16 protein-coding genes are annotated in these 16,864 nt (G+C 64.6%); 8 read left to right on the top strand and 8 right to left on the bottom strand.

Annotated elements, in window-relative coordinates; all coding sequences use genetic code 11:
- Positions 1 to 180: 180 nt before the first annotated feature.
- The 3 genes from FXB41_RS04985 (at position 181) to FXB41_RS04975 (ending at position 1,806) form a co-directional block, all read left to right on the top strand.
- Positions 181 to 486 (top strand): ETC complex I subunit, encoded by a 306-nt coding sequence (locus FXB41_RS04985; protein WP_007591346.1) that lies wholly within the window; start codon positions 181 to 183, stop codon positions 484 to 486.
- 262 nt (positions 487 to 748) lie between these two features.
- Complete coding sequence (locus tag FXB41_RS04980) at positions 749 to 1,234, top strand: Lrp/AsnC family transcriptional regulator (protein ID WP_219680218.1); 486 nt, start codon at positions 749 to 751, stop codon at positions 1,232 to 1,234.
- 272 nt (positions 1,235 to 1,506) lie between these two features.
- Positions 1,507 to 1,806, top strand: a complete 300-nt coding sequence (locus FXB41_RS04975) for a DUF3551 domain-containing protein (protein ID WP_007591343.1) — start codon at positions 1,507 to 1,509, stop codon at positions 1,804 to 1,806.
- 73 nt (positions 1,807 to 1,879) lie between these two features.
- On the opposite strand, the gene FXB41_RS04970 is transcribed toward FXB41_RS04975, so the two are convergent.
- Positions 1,880 to 2,908, bottom strand: a complete 1,029-nt coding sequence (locus tag FXB41_RS04970) for an AraC family transcriptional regulator (protein ID WP_219680217.1) — start codon at positions 2,906 to 2,908, stop codon at positions 1,880 to 1,882.
- Between the two features lie 157 nt (positions 2,909 to 3,065).
- Between FXB41_RS04970 and FXB41_RS04965 the strand changes: the two genes are divergently transcribed.
- The 4 genes from FXB41_RS04965 to FXB41_RS04950 are packed head-to-tail and all read left to right on the top strand — an operon-like array spanning position 3,066 to position 8,743.
- On the top strand, positions 3,066 to 4,193 hold the full coding sequence (locus FXB41_RS04965; RefSeq protein WP_283843410.1) for an isovaleryl-CoA dehydrogenase: 1,128 nt from the start codon (positions 3,066 to 3,068) through the stop codon (positions 4,191 to 4,193).
- Positions 4,194 to 4,217: 24 nt separating this feature from the next.
- The gene (locus tag FXB41_RS04960; protein WP_219680210.1) at positions 4,218 to 5,822 is read left to right on the top strand and encodes a carboxyl transferase domain-containing protein; all 1,605 of its coding nucleotides are present in this window, start codon (positions 4,218 to 4,220) and stop codon (positions 5,820 to 5,822) included.
- Between the two features lie 4 nt (positions 5,823 to 5,826).
- Positions 5,827 to 7,830 (top strand): acetyl/propionyl/methylcrotonyl-CoA carboxylase subunit alpha, encoded by a 2,004-nt coding sequence (locus FXB41_RS04955; RefSeq protein WP_219680208.1) that lies wholly within the window; start codon positions 5,827 to 5,829, stop codon positions 7,828 to 7,830.
- A gap of 1 nt (position 7,831) precedes the next feature.
- Complete coding sequence (locus FXB41_RS04950; RefSeq protein ID WP_219680205.1) at positions 7,832 to 8,743, top strand: hydroxymethylglutaryl-CoA lyase; 912 nt, start codon at positions 7,832 to 7,834, stop codon at positions 8,741 to 8,743.
- A 93-nt stretch (positions 8,744 to 8,836) separates the two neighbouring features.
- On the opposite strand, the gene FXB41_RS04945 is transcribed toward FXB41_RS04950, so the two are convergent.
- From FXB41_RS04945 to FXB41_RS04930, 4 genes are all read right to left on the bottom strand, one after another.
- Positions 8,837 to 9,763, bottom strand: coding sequence for a dihydrodipicolinate synthase family protein (locus FXB41_RS04945; RefSeq protein WP_007591326.1), 927 nt, complete (start codon positions 9,761 to 9,763; stop codon positions 8,837 to 8,839).
- A gap of 75 nt (positions 9,764 to 9,838) precedes the next feature.
- On the bottom strand, positions 9,839 to 10,822 hold the full coding sequence (locus tag FXB41_RS04940) for a TRAP transporter substrate-binding protein (RefSeq protein ID WP_219680202.1): 984 nt from the start codon (positions 10,820 to 10,822) through the stop codon (positions 9,839 to 9,841).
- A 24-nt stretch (positions 10,823 to 10,846) separates the two neighbouring features.
- Entirely contained in the window at positions 10,847 to 12,112 is a 1,266-nt protein-coding gene (locus FXB41_RS04935; protein WP_007591322.1) for a TRAP transporter large permease, read from the bottom strand.
- Positions 12,112 to 12,720 carry a TRAP transporter small permease gene (locus FXB41_RS04930; RefSeq protein ID WP_219680318.1) on the bottom strand — a complete coding sequence of 203 codons (609 nt, stop codon included), beginning with the start codon at positions 12,718 to 12,720 and terminating at the stop codon, positions 12,112 to 12,114. The genes FXB41_RS04935 and FXB41_RS04930 overlap by 1 nt, the downstream gene beginning before the upstream one ends.
- Before the next feature lie 204 nt (positions 12,721 to 12,924).
- Between FXB41_RS04930 and FXB41_RS04925 the strand changes: the two genes are divergently transcribed.
- The gene (locus tag FXB41_RS04925) at positions 12,925 to 13,617 is read left to right on the top strand and encodes a GntR family transcriptional regulator (protein ID WP_219680198.1); all 693 of its coding nucleotides are present in this window, start codon (positions 12,925 to 12,927) and stop codon (positions 13,615 to 13,617) included.
- A gap of 119 nt (positions 13,618 to 13,736) precedes the next feature.
- Here FXB41_RS04925 and FXB41_RS04920 read toward each other — a convergent pair whose 3' ends face one another.
- The 3 genes from FXB41_RS04920 to FXB41_RS04910 are packed head-to-tail and all read right to left on the bottom strand — an operon-like array spanning position 13,737 to position 16,665.
- Entirely contained in the window at positions 13,737 to 15,095 is a 1,359-nt protein-coding gene (locus FXB41_RS04920; RefSeq protein ID WP_007591317.1) for a TRAP transporter large permease, read from the bottom strand.
- A complete protein-coding gene (locus FXB41_RS04915; protein WP_007591315.1) occupies positions 15,092 to 15,646 on the bottom strand; it encodes a TRAP transporter small permease in 555 nt (184 codons plus the stop codon). The genes FXB41_RS04920 and FXB41_RS04915 overlap by 4 nt, the downstream gene beginning before the upstream one ends.
- On the bottom strand, positions 15,643 to 16,665 hold the full coding sequence (locus FXB41_RS04910; protein WP_007591303.1) for a TRAP transporter substrate-binding protein: 1,023 nt from the start codon (positions 16,663 to 16,665) through the stop codon (positions 15,643 to 15,645). Before FXB41_RS04910 ends, FXB41_RS04915 begins: the two co-directional genes overlap by 4 nt.
- Positions 16,666 to 16,864: the final 199 nt, after the last annotated feature.

The raw sequence follows: 16,864 nt of genomic DNA, 5'->3' as shown, positions 1-16,864 counted from the left end.
CGGGTACGCAATTGTCACGATGCAGCATAATGATTATACCCGTCGGCGAGGCATCCCGGGGGCCGGAATCACGGATCAGTTCCCTAAAGGTGTCTCTATACTATGCCCGCGGTTTCCACCAACTGCTACCGTGCCGCATCGAAATCGAACGAAAAGACGAACAAGAGGCCCGGACCATCCATGACCGCACGCATTTTCAAGCCCGCCAAGAACGCGATGCAATCCGGCCGGTCCAAAACCAAGGAATGGCAGCTCGACTATGAGCCCGAGCAGCCGCGCGCGGTCGAGCCGCTGATGGGCTGGACCTCGTCCGGCGACATGAAGCAGCAGATCACGCTGCACTTCCACAGCAAGGAAGAGGCGGTCGCCTATTGCGAGCGCAAGGGCATCGCCTACCAGGTGATCGAGCCAAAGGAATCGGTGCGCCGTCCGGTCGCCTATGCCGACAATTTCTCGTTCCGCCGCGGCGAGCCTTGGACGCATTGAGGGCGGGCCACGCGTCGAGACTCTGGTCATGCCCGGGCTTGCCGTCTTCGCTGAAGCTTCGCCGGCCCAACACCGAATGCCCTGCGAAGCCTTGGTGGAGCCGGGTCCCGGGCATCCTTGTTTTTAGCCCCGCGTGAAAGCCCGCGGCTGGCCGGAATAAGCCCGGGCAACCACGCGGGTTCTTCCCATCGTCCTGCCCTTGGCAGCCATTCCGCTCCGTGCTTCGCTGCCGCGCAAGACAGGCTCATGGCGAGGTGGGGGTATGGCCGGGCGTGACCAGCTCGACGGCGTCGATCTGAAAATACTCTCCGAGTTGCAGCAGGACGGGCGGGTTCGCAACAATGAGCTGGCGCTGCGCGTCGGGGTGTCCGGGCCCAACTGCGTCAGGCGGTTGAAATCGCTGTTCAGCCGCGGCGTGATCCGGGCGGTGCGCGCCGTCATCGACGAGCGGCTGCTCGGCTACGAGGTGGTGTCGTTCGTCTCGATCCAGCTCGGCAGCCAGGCCCAGCCGGTGCTGGCGGCGTTCGAGAGCTCGATCGCCGCGATCCCGCGCATCCAGCAGTGCTGGCGGATTTCGGGCGACACCGACTATCTTCTCAAATGCGTGGCGCCGAGCGTCGAGAGCATGCGCCAGCAGCTCCTGCATTTCGCCGCGATGCCGAACGTGAAGAACGTCCGCAGCTTCCCGGTGCTGGGCGTAGCGAAGGACGTGCCGCTGCCGTTGCAGAAGATCGCGGCGGCAGGATAGTTCGGCGGCAACTGTCCCAGAACGTAGCTCGCACAACGACATCCAAACGTCTGAAGGCGCGGGGGTTATTCCCTTGCTGGGATAGAAGTTCGGATAAGGCGGATAAAAAGATAAGTAACTCACCTAACTGTGACATGTGATTTGGGAAGTCCTGCAATGCGCCGAGCCGTGATTGCCGGTTCCTGGCGCCGGCCTACATGCGAGGTGTGAACCTCAGCCTGCATCGCATGCCGAGGCCTCTTTTGTGGGACCCTGAAGCAGGAAAAGACAACATGACCTCGATCTCGAAGACGTTCGTCGCATCCGCTGCGACGCTGTTTGCATCTGCGTTTCTCATGATGACCGCGCCGGCTGCCCAGGCAGAAGACTACTGCATCACCAATGGCGCCCAGGCCGCGCATGGCTGCGGATATCCGACGATGGAGGCCTGCCGGGCGGCGGCCGGCGGCATCGGCGGCTCGTGCTCGCAGAGCGGCGGCGCGAAGACGTCGACAGACGCGCTGGCCTTCCAGCCGAAGCAGACGCACTCGCGCACCAAGCTGCGCCCGGGCGGGCAGACCAACTCGAACTGATCGAGACCGGTTTCGAAATGTTGCGGCCTCCGAGTTGGATCTCGGAGGCCGCAACGGCACGACAGCCCGCGCGTCAGCGATACCGGCCGCGGAACTCGCGCGGCGAGGTACCGGTCCAGCTGCGGAAGGCGCGGGAAAAGCTCTTTTCGTTGCGGAAGCCGGCGATCTCCGCGATCCGCTTGATCGGGCTGCGACCGCGCATCAGCTCCTGCTTGGCGAGCTCGAATTTTGCCTCTTCCTTGAGATCGCGCAATGAGGTCGCCTCCTCGCTCAGGCGCCGATGCATGGTGCGGGTAGAGAGTGCCAGCTCGCTTGCGACATCCTCGGCTCCGAGACTGCGTCCGCGCGCATTGCGGAGCACGCGGCGAACGCGCTCGACCAGCAGCCGGTCGCGCCGATAGGGGAGCACTGTCAGCCGCAGCGCGCCCTTGAGCATGTTGTCGAGGTCCGCCGCGCTACGGGTGAGCGGCAGCGACAGATAATGCTTGTCGAAGGTGATGGAAGCACGGTCCGCATCGAAGCGGATGTTTCGGCAAAAGATGGTGGGATAGACCGAGACATGGCCGGGCTCGGCGTACGGGAATTCCGCGGCGCGGAGCGCGATCCTGGAATCCACGGCCCAGCAGGAAAAGCCAAGAACATAGCGAAGCAGGGTGACCAGGCAGAATTCGCGTAGAGATCCAAGGTCGCGCAGTTCACGGATGGACACGACTGCGGTCTCCTTGCCGACCGCGAGATCGAGCAGCACGTCCTCGGTGAGCAGACGATGGTGCCGGCACCAGCGCTTGAGCGCGACCTCCAGCGTCGGGGCGGTGATCGAGGCGCGGCACAGCATGCCGTAGGTGCCGAAGGGCAGCCGGCGCGAGAACCAGCCGAGCGCCTCGTCATCGAGCTCGCGCATGGCATGGCCCGCCAGCGCCTCGAACTGGCCGGCCGTGACCCGTCCACCCGGAGAATTGACAAGGTCTGGCGTTACCTGACCCCGGCTCAGCGCCTCGGTCGGATCGCGGCCGTAACGTTCGTAAGCGGCAACGACCCCGCGGACGAAGGCGGCTGGGGTCACGGCGCGGCGCGGGATCGCGGTTGCGACTTGAAAAGGCATCGGAAATCCTCTGGGAAAATCCTCGCCAAGTTTGGCGGAAAATGCAACCTTTTCGACCGCAGAAGGGCCCCGATGCCGCTAGGTTCGGTCCCCAAAAGACGGAGGAATCGCCTTGAATATTCCGAGCATCGATTTCGATCTGGGCGAAGATATCGGCATGCTGCGCGACACGCTGCGCGCCTTCGTGGAGGCGGAGATCGCCCCGCGTGCCGCCGATATCGAGAAAGCCAATCTGTTCCCGGCGGACCTCTGGAAGCGCCTCGGCGACCTCGGCCTGCTTGGCATGACCGCGCCGGAGCAATATGGCGGCTCCAACATGGGCTATCTCGCCCATATCGTCGCGATGGAGGAGATTTCGCGCGGCTCGGCCGCGGTCGGTCTCTCCTACGGTGCCCATTCCAATCTCTGCGTCAACCAGATCCGCCGCAACGGCAGTGATGCGCAGCGCGAGCGTTATCTGCCGAAGTTGATCTCCGGCGAGTATGTCGGCGCGCTCGCGATGTCCGAGCCCGGCGCCGGCTCCGACGTTGTGTCCATGAAACTGCGCGCCGACAAGCGCGGCGACCGCTACGTGCTCAACGGCTCGAAGATGTGGATCACCAATGGCGGCGATGCCGACGTGCTGGTGGTCTATGCCAAGACCGATCCGGAAGCGGGCCCGCGCGGCATGACCGCCTTCCTGGTCGAGAAGGGGGCCAAGGGCTTCAGCCACGGCCAGCATCTCGACAAGCTCGGCATGCGCGGCTCCAACACCTATCCACTGTTCTTCGACGAATGCGAGGTGCCGGAGGAGAACGTGCTTGGCAAGGTCGGCGAGGGCGTCGGGGTGCTGATGTCCGGCCTCGACTATGAGCGCACGGTCCTCTCCGGCGGCCCGCTCGGGATCATGGCGGCCTGCATGGACGCGGTGGTGCCCTACATGCACGAGCGCAAGCAGTTCGGCCAGCCGATCGGCGACTTCCAGCTCATGCAGGGCAAGCTCGCCGACATGTACGCGACCTGGCAGGCCACGCGCGCCTATGTCTATGCGGTGGGGCGTGCCTGCGACCGCGCCGATCACGCACGCAGCTTGCGCAAGGATGCGGCGGCTGCGATCCTCTATTCCGCGGAGAAGGCGACGTGGATGGCGGGCGAGGCGATCCAGGCGCTTGGCGGGGTCGGCTACACCTCCGAATTTCCGGTCGGACGGCTCTGGCGCGACGCCAAGCTCTACGAGATCGGCGCGGGGACTTCCGAGGTCCGCCGCATGCTGATCGGCCGCGAATTGATGGCTGAGACGGCTTAAAACCTTCACGCAATTGGAATCAACATGCCGCTCCATTCCAGCATCGATACGTCTTCGTCGGACTTTGCACGCAATTCCGAGGCCATGCGCAGCCTCGTCGCGGATCTGCGCGAAAAGCTGAGCCAGGTCGCCGGCGGCGGCGGTGAGGTCTCGCGCAACCGCCATACCTCGCGCGGCAAGATGCTGGCGCGGGAGCGCGTCGACCTCTTGGTCGATCCCGGCACCGCGTTCATGGAGCTGTCGCCGCTCGCGGCCTATGGCCTCTATGGCGGCGACGTGCATTCGGCCAGCGTTGTCACCGGGGTCGGGCGCATCGCGGGTCGCGAATGCGTGATCGTTGCCAACGATGCCACCATCAAGGGCGGCACCTATTATCCCATGACCGTGAAGAAGCATCTGCGCGCGCAGGACGTGGCGCGGCAGAACAATCTTCCCTGCGTCTACATGGTGGATTCCGGCGGCGCCTTCCTGCCGCTGCAGGACGAGATCTTTCCGGACGAGCGTCATTTCGGCCGCATCTTCTACAACCAGGCCCAGATGTCGTCGCAAGGCATCCCGCAGATTGCCATCGTGATGGGCTCCTGCACGGCCGGCGGCGCCTATGTCCCCGCGATGTCGGACGAGAGCATCATCGTGCGCAATCAAGGCACCATCTTCCTCGGCGGGCCGCCGCTGGTGAAAGCGGCGACGGGCGAAGTGGTGACCGCGGAAGAGCTCGGCGGCGCCGACGTGCATTCGCGGCAATCGGGCGTGACCGATCATTACGCCCAGAACGACGCGCACGCGATCGGCATCGCCCGCCGCATTGTCGGCACGCTGAAACCATCGGTGCGACCGAACCTCAACATGCATCCGGCGCGTGATCCCTTGTTTGCGGCGGAGGAGATCTACGGCGTGGTGCCCGTCGACGGGCGCAAGCCGTTCGACGTGCGCGACATCATTGCGCGCGTGGTTGATGGCTCCGAATTCGACGAGTTCAAGAAGCTCTACGGCACGACGCTGGTGTGCGGCTTCGCTCACATCTGGGGTTTTCCGGTTGGCATCATCGCCAACAACGGCATTCTCTTCAGTGAAAGTTCGCTGAAGGGGGCGCATTTCATCGAGCTGTGCTGCCAGCGCGGCATTCCGCTGGTGTTTTTGCAGAACATTACCGGCTTCATGGTCGGCAAGAAGTACGAGGCCGGCGGCATCGCGCGTGACGGCGCCAAGCTGGTGACGGCGGTCGCGACGGCGTCGGTGCCGAAATTCACCGTCGTGATCGGCGGCTCCTATGGCGCCGGCAATTACGGCATGTGCGGTCGCGCCTACTCACCGCGCTTCCTCTGGATGTGGCCGAACGCCCGCATCTCGGTGATGGGCGGCGAGCAGGCCTCGATGGTGCTGAGCCAGGTCCGCCGCGACAATATCGAGGCCAAGGGCGACAGCTGGTCGAAAGAAGACGAAGATAAATTCCGCGAGCCGATCCGCGCGCAATATGAGAGCCAGGGGCACCCGTATTACGCGACCGCGCGGCTCTGGGACGACGGCGTGATCGACCCGGCCGATACAAGGCTGGTGCTCGGCCTTGGCCTCTCGGCCGCGTCGAATGCGCCGATCGAGCCGACGAAATTTGGCCTGTTCAGGATGTGATGCGATGGACCGCTCAAAGCTCTACCGTCGTTTTCGCACGCTCCTGATCGCCAACCGCGGCGAGATCGCCTGCCGGGTGATCCGCACCGCGCGCGCCATGGGCCTGCGCACCGTCGCGGTCTATTCCGAGGCCGACCGCGAGGCGATGCATGTCGCGCTCGCCGACGAGGCCGTACTGCTCGGACCCGCACGCGCTCGCGACAGCTATCTCAATGTCGAGCGGCTGATCGGGGCCGCGCGAAAGACCGGCGCGGAGGCGGTCCATCCCGGCTACGGCTTCCTATCTGAGAACGCCGAGTTTGCGCAGGCGTGCTTCGACGCCGGCCTGGTCTTCGTCGGCCCGACCGCCGCGATGATGACCGCGATGGGCTCGAAGTCCGGCTCCAAGGCGCTGATGGAGAAGGCCGGCGTACCGCTGGTGCCCGGCTATCACGGCGAGGCCCAGGACGATGCGACGCTGGCGAAGGCGGCCGAGAAAGTCGGTTTCCCCATTCTGGTAAAGGCGTCCGCCGGCGGCGGCGGCCGTGGCATGCGCATCGTTCGCTCCGTGGATGAACTTGCGCCTGCAATCGTCAGCGCGAAGCGGGAAGCAAAAGCCGCGTTCGGCGACGACCGCATGCTGATCGAAAAATACGTCGATAACCCCCGCCATATCGAGGTGCAGATCGTCGGCGATAGCCATGGCAATCTGCTCTCGCTGTTCGAGCGCGAATGCACGTTGCAGCGGCGGCACCAGAAGGTGATCGAGGAGGCGCCGTCGCCGACGCTCAATGCGGCCCAGCGCGAGACGGTCTGCGCCGCTGCGCGAAAGGCGGCCGGAGCCGTCAACTATGTCGGCGCCGGCACCATCGAGTTCGTCTCCGACGGCAAGGACGTGTTCTTCATCGAGATGAACACGCGCCTTCAGGTCGAGCATCCCGTGACCGAGCTGATCACCGGGATCGATCTGGTCGAGTGGCAGTTGCGGGTCGCCTTCGGCGAGGCGCTGCCGCTCAAACAAGATCAGATCAAGCTCAACGGACATGCGGTTGAGGCTCGGGTCTACGCGGAGAACCCGACCAAGAACTTCATGCCTTCGGTCGGCAAGATCTCGACCTGGCGGTTGCCCGCGGAAACCGGCGGCCTGCGCATCGACGCTGGCTATCGCGAGGGCGACGCCGTCTCGCCGTACTACGATGCGATGCTAGCGAAGATGATCGCCTGGGCGCCGACGCGGGAGGTCGCGATCGAGCGGCTGAACCGCGGGCTGGAAGAGTCCGACGTCCGCGGGATCGTCAGCAACATCCCGTTCCTGTCGGCGCTGATGACGCATCCGAAGGTGAGAGCGAACGCGATCGACACCGGCTTCATCGAACGCGAGCTTGCGGTCCTGACGCAGGCACCGCCGGCGCCCGGCGAGCTCGAGCTCTGCGCCGCCGTGGCCGCTGTGATCAACAACGAGCGGCAGGCTGCGCAGGCGGACGCGAATTCGCCCTGGCAAACCTTTGGCTGGATGCCGGTCGGCCGCCGCCAGCGCAACTTTACGTTCCGCGTTGGCCACGGACCCGAGCAGAAGGTTGTGCTGAACTACGGCAGCGGCCCGTCCACACTGGTGATCGGCGAACGCGAGCTGGCGTTTGCGATTGCGCCTCGCGACGGCGGCTTCGATCTGACTCTCGACGGCGTCAAATCGTCGGTCGCGGCCGTGATCGACGGTCATGAGCTGTATTTGCGCACGCGCAACGGGCGCTTCGACCTGCATTGGGTCGATCCGTTCGGCGGCGAGACCGAGGAGCAGGCCGGCGCGGATAAGATCGCAGCGCCCTTGCCGGGCACCGTCGTCGCCGTGCTGGCGGAGGAGGGGGCCAAGCTCGAGAAGGGCGCGCCGATCCTGACGCTGGAAGTGATGAAGATGGAGCAGACGCTGCGCGCGCCCTATGCCGGCGTGCTGAAGTCGATCAAATGCAAGGTCGGCGACATCGTCCAGGAGGGCATCGAGCTCGCCGTGGTCGAGCCTTCCGGAGAATGAGATGAGCGACCCCGTCCGCATCATCGAAATGGGGCCCCGCGACGGCCTGCAGAACGAGAAGACGGCGGTCAGCGTCGAGGCGCGGATCGCCTTCATCGAGGCGCTGGTCGCGGCTGGCCTCAATACGGTCGAGGTCGGCGCCTTCGTCTCGCCCAAGGCGATCCCGCAGATGGCGAGCTCGGATGCCGTGCTGCGCGGCGTCAGCCATTTGACCGGTGCCGAATTCCACGTGCTGGTGCCGAACGAGAAGGGCTATGACGCCGCGCGCGCGGCCGGCGCCAAGATCGTCTCGGTGTTCGCCGCGGTTTCCGAAGGCTTTTCGCGGGCCAACATCAATTGCACGGTCGCGGAGTCCATCGAACGGTTCAAGCCGGTGCTGGCGCGCGCCAAGGCTGATGGTGTCAAGGTACGCGGCTATATCTCCTGCGTGCTGGGCTGTCCCTTCGACGGCGAGATCAAGCCGAAAGCCGTCGCCGATCTCGCCACCACGCTGTGGGAGCTCGGCTGCTACGAAATCTCGCTCGGCGACACCATCGGCGTCGGCACGCCTGATAAAGCCAAGGAGATGCTGCGCGCGGTCAGCGCCAACATCCCGCCCGCCAATCTCTCGATGCATTTCCACGACACCTACGGCCAGGCGCTCGCCAATCTGTATGCGGGGATGGAGGAAGGCGTCCACGTCATCGATGCCGCCGCCGGCGGCCTCGGCGGCTGCCCCTACGCGCCGGGCGCGACGGGCAACGTTGCGACCGAGGACGTCGTCTACATGCTCGAGGGCATGGGAATCAGGACCGGCGTTGATATGGAGAAGCTGCTGGCTGTCACGAACGAGATGAGTCGCGTGCTCGGCAAACCGCCCGTGAGCCGCGTGGCGTCCGCACTGAATGCAAGGAAGAAGCGGGCAGCTTCGTAGGGTGGGCAAAGGCGCATAGCGCCGTGCCCACCATCTTTCCACGATTTCGATCTCAGTGGTGGGCACGCTTCGCTTTGCCCACCCTACGTGCGCTCAGGCTGCCTTCAACCCAACATCGGGCAGGCGCGGCCGGCTCTTGAGCGCCTTGGCCATCATCGCCTCGACCTCGGCCTTCTCCTGCGGCAGCAGCGCGAGGCGGGGCGGGCGGGTCAGCGCGGTGCCGCGGCCCATGATGTGCTCGCACAGCTTGATGCACTGGACGAGGTCCGGGCGTGCGTCGAGATGCAAGAGCGGCATGAACCATTCGTAGAGCGGCATCGCCTCGGCATAGCGTCCGGCCTTGGCCAGGCGAAACAGCGTCTCGCCCTCGCGCGGAAAGGCGTTCGACATGCCGGACACCCACCCCACGGCGCCCATGGCGATGCTCTCGACGATGACGTCGTCGAGGCCGGCGAACAGCACGAAGCGATCGCCGACCATGTTCCTGGTGTCGATGAAGCGCCTTGTGTCGCCCGAGGAATCCTTGAAGCAGACGACGGTCTCGACGTCGGCGAGCGTGGCCAGAATGTCGGGGGTGACGTCGTTCTTGTAGATCGGCGGATTGTTGTAGAGCATCACCGGCAGGTCCGTCGCGGTGGCGACGGCGCGGAAATGCGCGGCGGTCTCGTGCGGCTTGGACGAATAGACCAGGGCCGGCATCACCATCACGCCGTCGATGCCGACGCGCGCGGCCTCCTTCGCGGTTTCGACTGCGAAGGCCGTGGTGAATTCGGCGATGCCGCACAGCACGGGCACGCGGCCGGCCGCAACGGATTTCGCCGTCTCCATGATCGCGACCTTCTCCTTGCGCTCCAGCGAGGTGTTCTCGCCGACCGAGCCGCAGACGATCAGGCCGGAGACGCCATCACGGATCAGTCCGTCCATCACCTTCGCGGTCGCGTCGATGTCGAGCGAGAGATCGTCGTGGAATTGCGTGGTGACGGCCGGGAAGACGCCCTCCCAGGAAACGCGGCGGCTCATGATTTGACTCCGAGTGGATTTGGCCGGCGGGGGGCTGGATCCGCCGGGGTTCTTGGAAGGGGATGGCGGTTGGGGTCAGAGCGTGGCGCCGACCTTGCGCAGCTCGGCGAGGACGGGCGCCTTCGGCAGCCAGATCTTGTCGAACTCGGCAATGACGGCTTCGGTATCGCCGGCCGGCACCTGGCGGATCGGGATCGGGGCATTGCGGAAATTCTCGATCAGCGCGGGCTCGTTGGAGGCCAATTCGTCGATCTGCGCATCCAGCGTCGACTTGACGGTCTTGGCGATCAGCTCGCGGTCGGCGGCGGGGAGCGACTGCCAGACCCGGCCCGAGAGCACTGCGGCCATCGGCATGAAGACGGCGTTCATCTGCAGGATCACCTTCGACACCTTGTCGAAGCGCTGGTTCCAGGAGAATTCGAGATCAGCCTCGAGACCGTCGACCTGGCCATTGGCCATCGCGTCGAACACCTGCGGCGTCGGGATCGGCGTCGGAGCTGCACCCAGCGAGGAATAGAAATCGCGATAGACCGGCGTCGGATTGATGCGCAGCTTCATGCCTTTGATGTCGGCGAGCGAAGTCAGGTCCTTTGAGGAGAATACCGCCCGCATGCCGGTGATGCCCCAGCCGAGCCCGATCGTTCCGGTCTCCTGCGGCAGCACCTCGAACAGCTTCACCGCCGCCGGATGCCGTACGAATTTCGCCACTGCGGGCGTCGAGCGGACGATGTAGGGCGCATTGATCGCTGCAATGTGCGGCACGCGCGAGCCGAGCTCTGCGGCCTGGACGAAGCCCATGTCGAGCGCGCCGGACTGCAATTGCTGCATCATCGCGGGCTCGTTGCCGAGCTGGCCGGAGTGAAATACGGTCAGGGTCAGGCGGCCGTTGGTCGCCGCCTTGAGATCTTCACCGAATTTGAGCGCAGCCTTGTTCCAGGAATGGCCGTTCGGCGTAATCAGGCCGAGACGGAATTCCTTGGCCTGGGCGAGCGCCAACGACGGCGCGAACACCGATGCGGCGGCGCTGGCTGCGAGAAAGCGGCGGCGTGAAAGCGGCATGGTCGGGCTTCCTTTTGGACGGGCCTATTTGATCAGGATCAGCGAGAGTGACGGATAGAGCGAGAGCAGCACCAGCAGGACGCAGGAGATGACGAAGAACGGCAGCGTCACCATGAACATCTTGCCGGGCTTGGCGCCGGTGACAGCGGCCGCGACGAAGAAGCAGAGCCCGACCGGCGGCGACAACAGGCCGAGCACGAGGTTGATCACCACCACGACGCCGAAATGCCTGGGATCGATGTGATAGACGTCGGTTGCAACAGGCAGCAAGATCGGCACCGTCATGATCAGGCCGGGAATGCCGTCGATGACGGTGCCGATCACCAGCAGGATGACATTGCAGATCAGCATGAAGCTGATCGGGTCCTTGGCGGCCGTCTGGATCCAGGCGGCGGTTTCCTGCGGCACCTTGCCGAAGATCAGCACCCAGGAGAACACCGCCGCGGCGGCCACCAGGAACAGCACGATCGCCGAATAGATCGCGCTGCGCAGCATCATCTGCGGCAACTGCGAGAATTCGAACTCCCTGGTCCAGAACTTTCCGACCAGGGCTGCGGCAACGGCGCCGACGGCGGCGGATTCCGTCGCGTTGGCGAGACCGCCGAGGATGGTGCCGACGATGACGATCGGGATCAGTAGGGTGGGCGAGGTCCGCAGGATCGTCGCCACGCGCTGCCGCGGCGTCTGATAGTCGGCGCGCGGATAGTTGTAGACGTATCCCATCAGCGCAATGACGACACAAAACATCACCGTGAGGATCACGCCGGGCACGATGCCGGCGATCAGCATGTCGCTGACCGAGACCTGTGCGAGCACGCTGTAGACCACGAACATCACCGAGGGCGGAATGATCGGACCGAGCATGCCGCCATAGGCGGTCAAGCCCGCCGCAAACGTCTTGTCGTAGCCCTTCTTCTCCATCTCCGGCACCATGATCTGGGCCATGATCGCGACCTGTGCGGTCGCTGACCCCAGGATCGAGGAGATGAACATGTTGGCGAGGATGTTGACGTAGGCGAGGCCGCCCTTGAGCGAGCCGACGAAGGCCATCGCCATGTCGACGATGCGCCGCGTGATGCCGCCGCCGTTCATGATCTCGCCGATCAGGATGAAGAGCGGGATCGCGATCAGGCCGTAGCTGTCGACGCCGCCGAACAGCTGGAGCGGATAGGACTGGAACAGCACCGGATTGCCGGATGCGGCGATGTAGACCAGGCCGGCGAGACACAGGCAGAGACCGATCGGTACGCCGACCAGCATGATCGCGAGGAAGGCTGCCGACGTGATCATCAGTTGACCCCGTCGAGCTCGGAGAGCGCAAAGCCCTTCGGTGGGATGCGCGGGACCAGTTCGAGATCTTCCAGCAAATTGGCGAGACCATGCACGGTCATCGACACCGCGAAGATCGGCAGCGTCAGATAGAGCACCCAGGTCGGCCAGTTCAGCGTCTGGGTATGCTCCGTGTAGAGGAAATTGAAGGTCTGGGCCGCCAGCTTGCGCCCGTCGAAGCCGGCGCGGGCGAGGCCAATCGGGTCCATCCAAAGCACGCAGGTGACGATCAGGGCGAGACCGAACACGACGACGAGGCCGGTCGAGATCACCTTCGCGATCTTCTGGGCGCGGAGCGAAAGACGTTCCGTCAGCATCGTCACCGCGAAATCGAGCCGCAGCCGCGTCATCGCGGAGGCGCCGACGAATGTCAGCCAGACCACGCAATAGACCGCGGACTCGTCGATCCAGTAGATCGGGAAATGCGAGTAGCGGGTGACGACGTTGACCAGGATCAGGGCGGTGAGCAGGTACATCAGGCCCATCAATGCGATCCGCTCGACGGCGAGCAGGGCGCAGGAGGCGCGGACGACCATGCGTCGAACGCTGAACGCGCGCGTGGCCGGCATCGTCTGCTCGATCATGAAGAGGCCCCATTGCCCGCAAGATTTGTCGTGCGATGGCCGAATGTATAATTTATACATTTTGGCTGTCAAATGGAATCGCGGATTGCGTCGAAGGCGTGCACGCGCTTTTTGCGGGGACGCGATGACCTCAACATGCAAGACAGGGACCGTTCCGGCCGGCCGAGTCGGAGAGGGACGGAAGATCGGATGAAACTGCCTCTGAAGCATCGCACCCTGTCGGCTGCGATCGTCGACCAGCTCCGGCAAGCAATCCTCGACGGGACCTATCCGGCCGGATCGCAACTGCGCCAGGATGCGCTCGGCGAGGCCTATGGCGTCAGCCGTATCCCCGTGCGCGAGGCGCTGTTTCAGCTCGAAGCGGAAGGCCTGGTGCGGATCGTTCCGCAGAAGGGCGCCATCGTCTCCGAGCTGTCACTGGACGAGATCAACGACGTCTTCGACCTGCGCCGGATCCTGGAGCCGCGGCTGCTGGCGCACTCGGCTCCCCGGTTCACGGCGGAGGATTTCGCAGGGCTCGACGACATCCACAAAAGCTTCGAGAAGGCGATCAAGGCCCGCAACGTCAGCGAATGGGGGCAGCTCAATGCCGACTTCCACATGGCGCTCTACATCCACGCGCCGCAGCCCCGCACCCGGGCGATCGTGCTGTCACTGCTCCAGACCAGCGACCGCTACACGCGGCTTCAGCTCTCCAACACCAAGGCGATGGGCACGGCGGAGAAGGAGCATGCCCATCTGATCGCGCTCTGCCGCGCGCAGAAGATCGAGGAGGCCTGCCGGTTTTTGGAGCGTCACATTGAAGCCGTGCGCAAAGATCTGCTGCAGGTGGTGGGTGGCGGCACGCTCGCGCCGAAGTCGCGGCGGAAGCGCGAGTCGTAATCGACGCGCTGGTAGGGTGGGCAAAGCGAAGCGTGCCCACCACTTTTCGCGGAAGCACAGAGAGGTGGTGGGCACGGCGCTGCGCGCCTTTGCCCACCCTACAGCACTTGCGATTGCCGCTACCTGCTCCCGTCCGGCCCCATCACCAGGTCCGGCAGTGCGGTCGAGATGCCCGGCACGAAGCACAGCAGCAGCACCGCGAGCATCATCAAGAGCACGAAAGGAAGCGTGCCCCAGATCACCTCGCGCAGGGGAATGTCCGGCGCGACGTTGCGGATGACGAAGATGTTGAGCCCGACGGGTGGATGGATCAGTCCCATCTCCATCACGATGGTCATGACGACGCCGAACCAGATGATGTCGAAATTGGCGGCACGGAGCGGCGGCAGGATGATCGGCGCGGTCATGAGAATAATCGAGACCGGCGGCAGGAAGAAGCCGAGCACGACGACCATGACGAGGATCGCGAACAAGAGGCCCCAGCGCGGCAGATGCATCGCGACGACGGATTCGGCGGCCGATTGCGAGATGTGCAGATAGCTCATCACGTAGGAATAGAGCAGCGACATGCCGATGATCATCATCAGCATGGTCGATTCCCGGATCGTCGATTTCAGGATCGGGGCGAGGTCGCTCGGCCGCCACACGCTGTAGATCGCCGCGATCAGCGCCAGCGCCAGGAGACCGCCGAGGCCGGCAGTCTCCGACGGCGTGGCGTAGCCGCCATAGAGCGCGATCATGACGCCGGTGAGCAGCAGCACGAAGGGGATTACGCGTGGCAGCACGCTGAAGCGTTCCGCAAGCGTGTACTCGTCGCGGGCGAGGATCGCAGCTTCCGGCCCGCCGTTCTTGTAGATCGCTTCGGCCGCGGCGTATTCCTGGCGGAAGCGGATCACGGCGTAGACGCCGAACAGCGAGACCAGCAGCAGGCCGGGCCCGATGCCGGCGAGGAACAGCCGTCCCAGCGATTTTTCGGCGGCGACCGCAAACAGGATCATGGTGATCGACGGCGGGAGCAGAATGCCGAGCGTGCCGCCGGCGGCGATGATGCCCGCGGCAAAACCACCGGAATAGCCGCGCTTGCGCATCTCGGGGATGCCAGCCGAGCCGATTGCCGAGCAGGTCGCGGGCGAGGAGCCCGCCATCGCCGCAAACAGCGCGCAGGCAAACACATTGGCGACGCCGAGGCCGCCGGGGACGCGGTGCAGCCAGGCGTGCAGAGCCGAATAGAGATCCTGGCCCGCGCGAGACTTGCCGATCGCGGCGCCCTTCAGGATGAAGAGCGGGATCGACAGCAGCGTGATCGAGGCCATTTCCTCGTAGACGTTCTGCGTCACCGTATCGAGAGAGGCGGCGGGCATGTAGATGCCCATGAACACGACCGCGACCGCGCCGAGCGCGAACGCAATCGGCATGCCCGAAAACATCACGACCAGCGTCGCAATTCCGTATGCGAGGCCGATACCGAAAACGCTCATGAACGCCTGGCTCCAGCGAAAGGCAGCGCAAGCTGCACGAAGATCTGGACGCAGAGCAGGCTCATGCCGAACGCCATCAGCGAATAGGGGATGGCCAGCGGCGGCGACCACATCGAGTTCGAGACCTGGCCGTCGACATAGGCTTCATGCGCCAGCGTCCACGACTTCCAGGCGAAGAAAGCGCAGAACAGAAGCGTCACGGCGTCGACCAGCCACAGCCTGATCCGGTTCGCCAGCGGCGAGAGCAGGCCGACGAAGGCCTCGATGCCGATGTGACCGCGGTTCTGCTGTACGTAGGCGGCGGTCATGAAGGTGGCGCCGACCAGCAGGAACACCGCAGCCTCGTCCTGCCAGTAATTGGCGGCCTTGAACAAGGCGCGGCTGAGCACGCTGTAGCTCAGGATGGCGCAGGCGGCGATCAGCGCAATCGCGGCGAACACGACGATGATGTTGTTGAGGATGGCGAGACCGCGATCGATCGCCGCCGCAAGGCCAGTCCTTGCGGCAGCGTTGGCCTGGTCGTCACGATCCGGAAGCGGACCGTGGCTCATGCGGCGACGTCGGTCGCGAGCTTGAGCAGGTTGGCCGAGGTCGCGGTCTTGGCGCCGTAGTCTTTCCATGCGGTGTCGCGGGCGATGTCGCGCCACTTGCCGACGGTCGCGGCATCGAGCGCCGAGACCTTGGCGCCGGCCTTCTCGTAGACCTTGGCGACCTCGACGTCGTCGTCCTGCGCGCCCTTGCGGCCGAAGGCTTCGAGCTCGGTGCCGACCGCGAGCAGGACGTCCTGCTGGTTCTTCGGCAGCTTGTCGAAGATCGCCTTCGACATCATCAGCGGCTCGAGCATGAACCAGTAGGACGCGCCTGCGCCCGAGGTCAGCGATTTCGCGACCTCTTCGAGGCGGAACGAGATCAGGCTGGTCGAGGAGGTGATGCCGGCATCGCAGGCCCCCGTCTGCATCGCTGCGTAGATTTCGTTCGAGGGCACCGACAGCACGGATGCGCCGGCGGTCTGCAGCACCATGTCCATCTCGCGCGAGCCGCCGCGCACCTTGAGACCCTTGGCATCTTCGGGGGCCACGATCGGCTTGGAGCGGCTGGCGACGCCGCCGGCCTGCCACACCCAGCTGAGCAGGATGATGCCCTTGTCGGCGAGGAAGTCGGTCAACGCCTTGCCGACCGGCTCCTTCTTCCAGCGCATGCCCTGGTCGTAGGTGGTGACGAGGCCCGGCATCAGGCCGATATTTGTTTCCGGCAATTCGCCGCCGGCGTAGGGCATCGGGTAGAGGCTGATGTCGAGCGCGCCCTTGCGCATCGCGGAGAACTGCGCGTTGGTCTTGATCAGGGAGGAGTTCGGATAGATTTCGGCGGCGATGTCGCCGTTGCTGCGCTTGGCGACTTCGGCGGCGAACATGCGGCAGAGCCGGTCGCGGAAATCGCCCTTGTCAACGGTGCCGCCCGGGAATTGATGCGAGATCTTCAGCGTGGTCGCGGCATGCGCGGTGCCGGTGCTGAAACGGAGAATGGCGGGTGCGGCGACGGCGGTCGCGATCAAGTGGCGGCGCGTGAGCATGGTGTGATTCCCTTTGGACGTTTCTTGGACGGTTCTTGCTTGCTGTGATTTTGGGCGGGTCTTTGAGACCGTGCTGAGGCCCATCCTAGCCGGTCTTTCAGACAATGTTCTCTAGTCTGATAGTTCGAGACCGAATGCCGCGGCAAGTGTCGACCATGCTGCGTTGCACACTTCTGGGTGTTTCTGCATCCGTCCAACG

Origin of the sequence: Bradyrhizobium canariense (genome assembly GCF_019402665.1) — a bacterium.
Classification (GTDB): domain Bacteria; phylum Pseudomonadota; class Alphaproteobacteria; order Rhizobiales; family Xanthobacteraceae; genus Bradyrhizobium; species Bradyrhizobium canariense.
This window is presented reverse-complemented; position numbering and strand designations above follow the sequence as displayed.

What these genes read in the sequence shown, in the direction of transcription:
- FXB41_RS04985 (WP_007591346.1), top strand. Translation starts at nt 181, where the DNA reads ATGACCGCACGCATTTTCAAGCCCGCCAAGAACGCGATGCAATCCGGC.
- FXB41_RS04980 (WP_219680218.1), top strand. Translation starts at nt 749, where the DNA reads ATGGCCGGGCGTGACCAGCTCGACGGCGTCGATCTGAAAATACTCTCC.
- FXB41_RS04975 (WP_007591343.1), top strand. Translation starts at nt 1,507, where the DNA reads ATGACCTCGATCTCGAAGACGTTCGTCGCATCCGCTGCGACGCTGTTT.
- FXB41_RS04970 (WP_219680217.1), bottom strand. Translation starts at nt 2,908, where the DNA reads ATGCCTTTTCAAGTCGCAACCGCGATCCCGCGCCGCGCCGTGACCCCA.
- FXB41_RS04965 (WP_283843410.1), top strand. Translation starts at nt 3,066, where the DNA reads ATGCTGCGCGACACGCTGCGCGCCTTCGTGGAGGCGGAGATCGCCCCG.
- FXB41_RS04960 (WP_219680210.1), top strand. Translation starts at nt 4,218, where the DNA reads ATGCCGCTCCATTCCAGCATCGATACGTCTTCGTCGGACTTTGCACGC.
- FXB41_RS04955 (WP_219680208.1), top strand. Translation starts at nt 5,827, where the DNA reads ATGGACCGCTCAAAGCTCTACCGTCGTTTTCGCACGCTCCTGATCGCC.
- FXB41_RS04950 (WP_219680205.1), top strand. Translation starts at nt 7,832, where the DNA reads ATGAGCGACCCCGTCCGCATCATCGAAATGGGGCCCCGCGACGGCCTG.
- FXB41_RS04945 (WP_007591326.1), bottom strand. Translation starts at nt 9,763, where the DNA reads ATGAGCCGCCGCGTTTCCTGGGAGGGCGTCTTCCCGGCCGTCACCACG.
- FXB41_RS04940 (WP_219680202.1), bottom strand. Translation starts at nt 10,822, where the DNA reads ATGCCGCTTTCACGCCGCCGCTTTCTCGCAGCCAGCGCCGCCGCATCG.
- FXB41_RS04935 (WP_007591322.1), bottom strand. Translation starts at nt 12,112, where the DNA reads ATGATCACGTCGGCAGCCTTCCTCGCGATCATGCTGGTCGGCGTACCG.
- FXB41_RS04930 (WP_219680318.1), bottom strand. Translation starts at nt 12,720, where the DNA reads ATGCCGGCCACGCGCGCGTTCAGCGTTCGACGCATGGTCGTCCGCGCC.
- FXB41_RS04925 (WP_219680198.1), top strand. Translation starts at nt 12,925, where the DNA reads ATGAAACTGCCTCTGAAGCATCGCACCCTGTCGGCTGCGATCGTCGAC.
- FXB41_RS04920 (WP_007591317.1), bottom strand. Translation starts at nt 15,095, where the DNA reads ATGAGCGTTTTCGGTATCGGCCTCGCATACGGAATTGCGACGCTGGTC.
- FXB41_RS04915 (WP_007591315.1), bottom strand. Translation starts at nt 15,646, where the DNA reads ATGAGCCACGGTCCGCTTCCGGATCGTGACGACCAGGCCAACGCTGCC.
- FXB41_RS04910 (WP_007591303.1), bottom strand. Translation starts at nt 16,665, where the DNA reads ATGCTCACGCGCCGCCACTTGATCGCGACCGCCGTCGCCGCACCCGCC.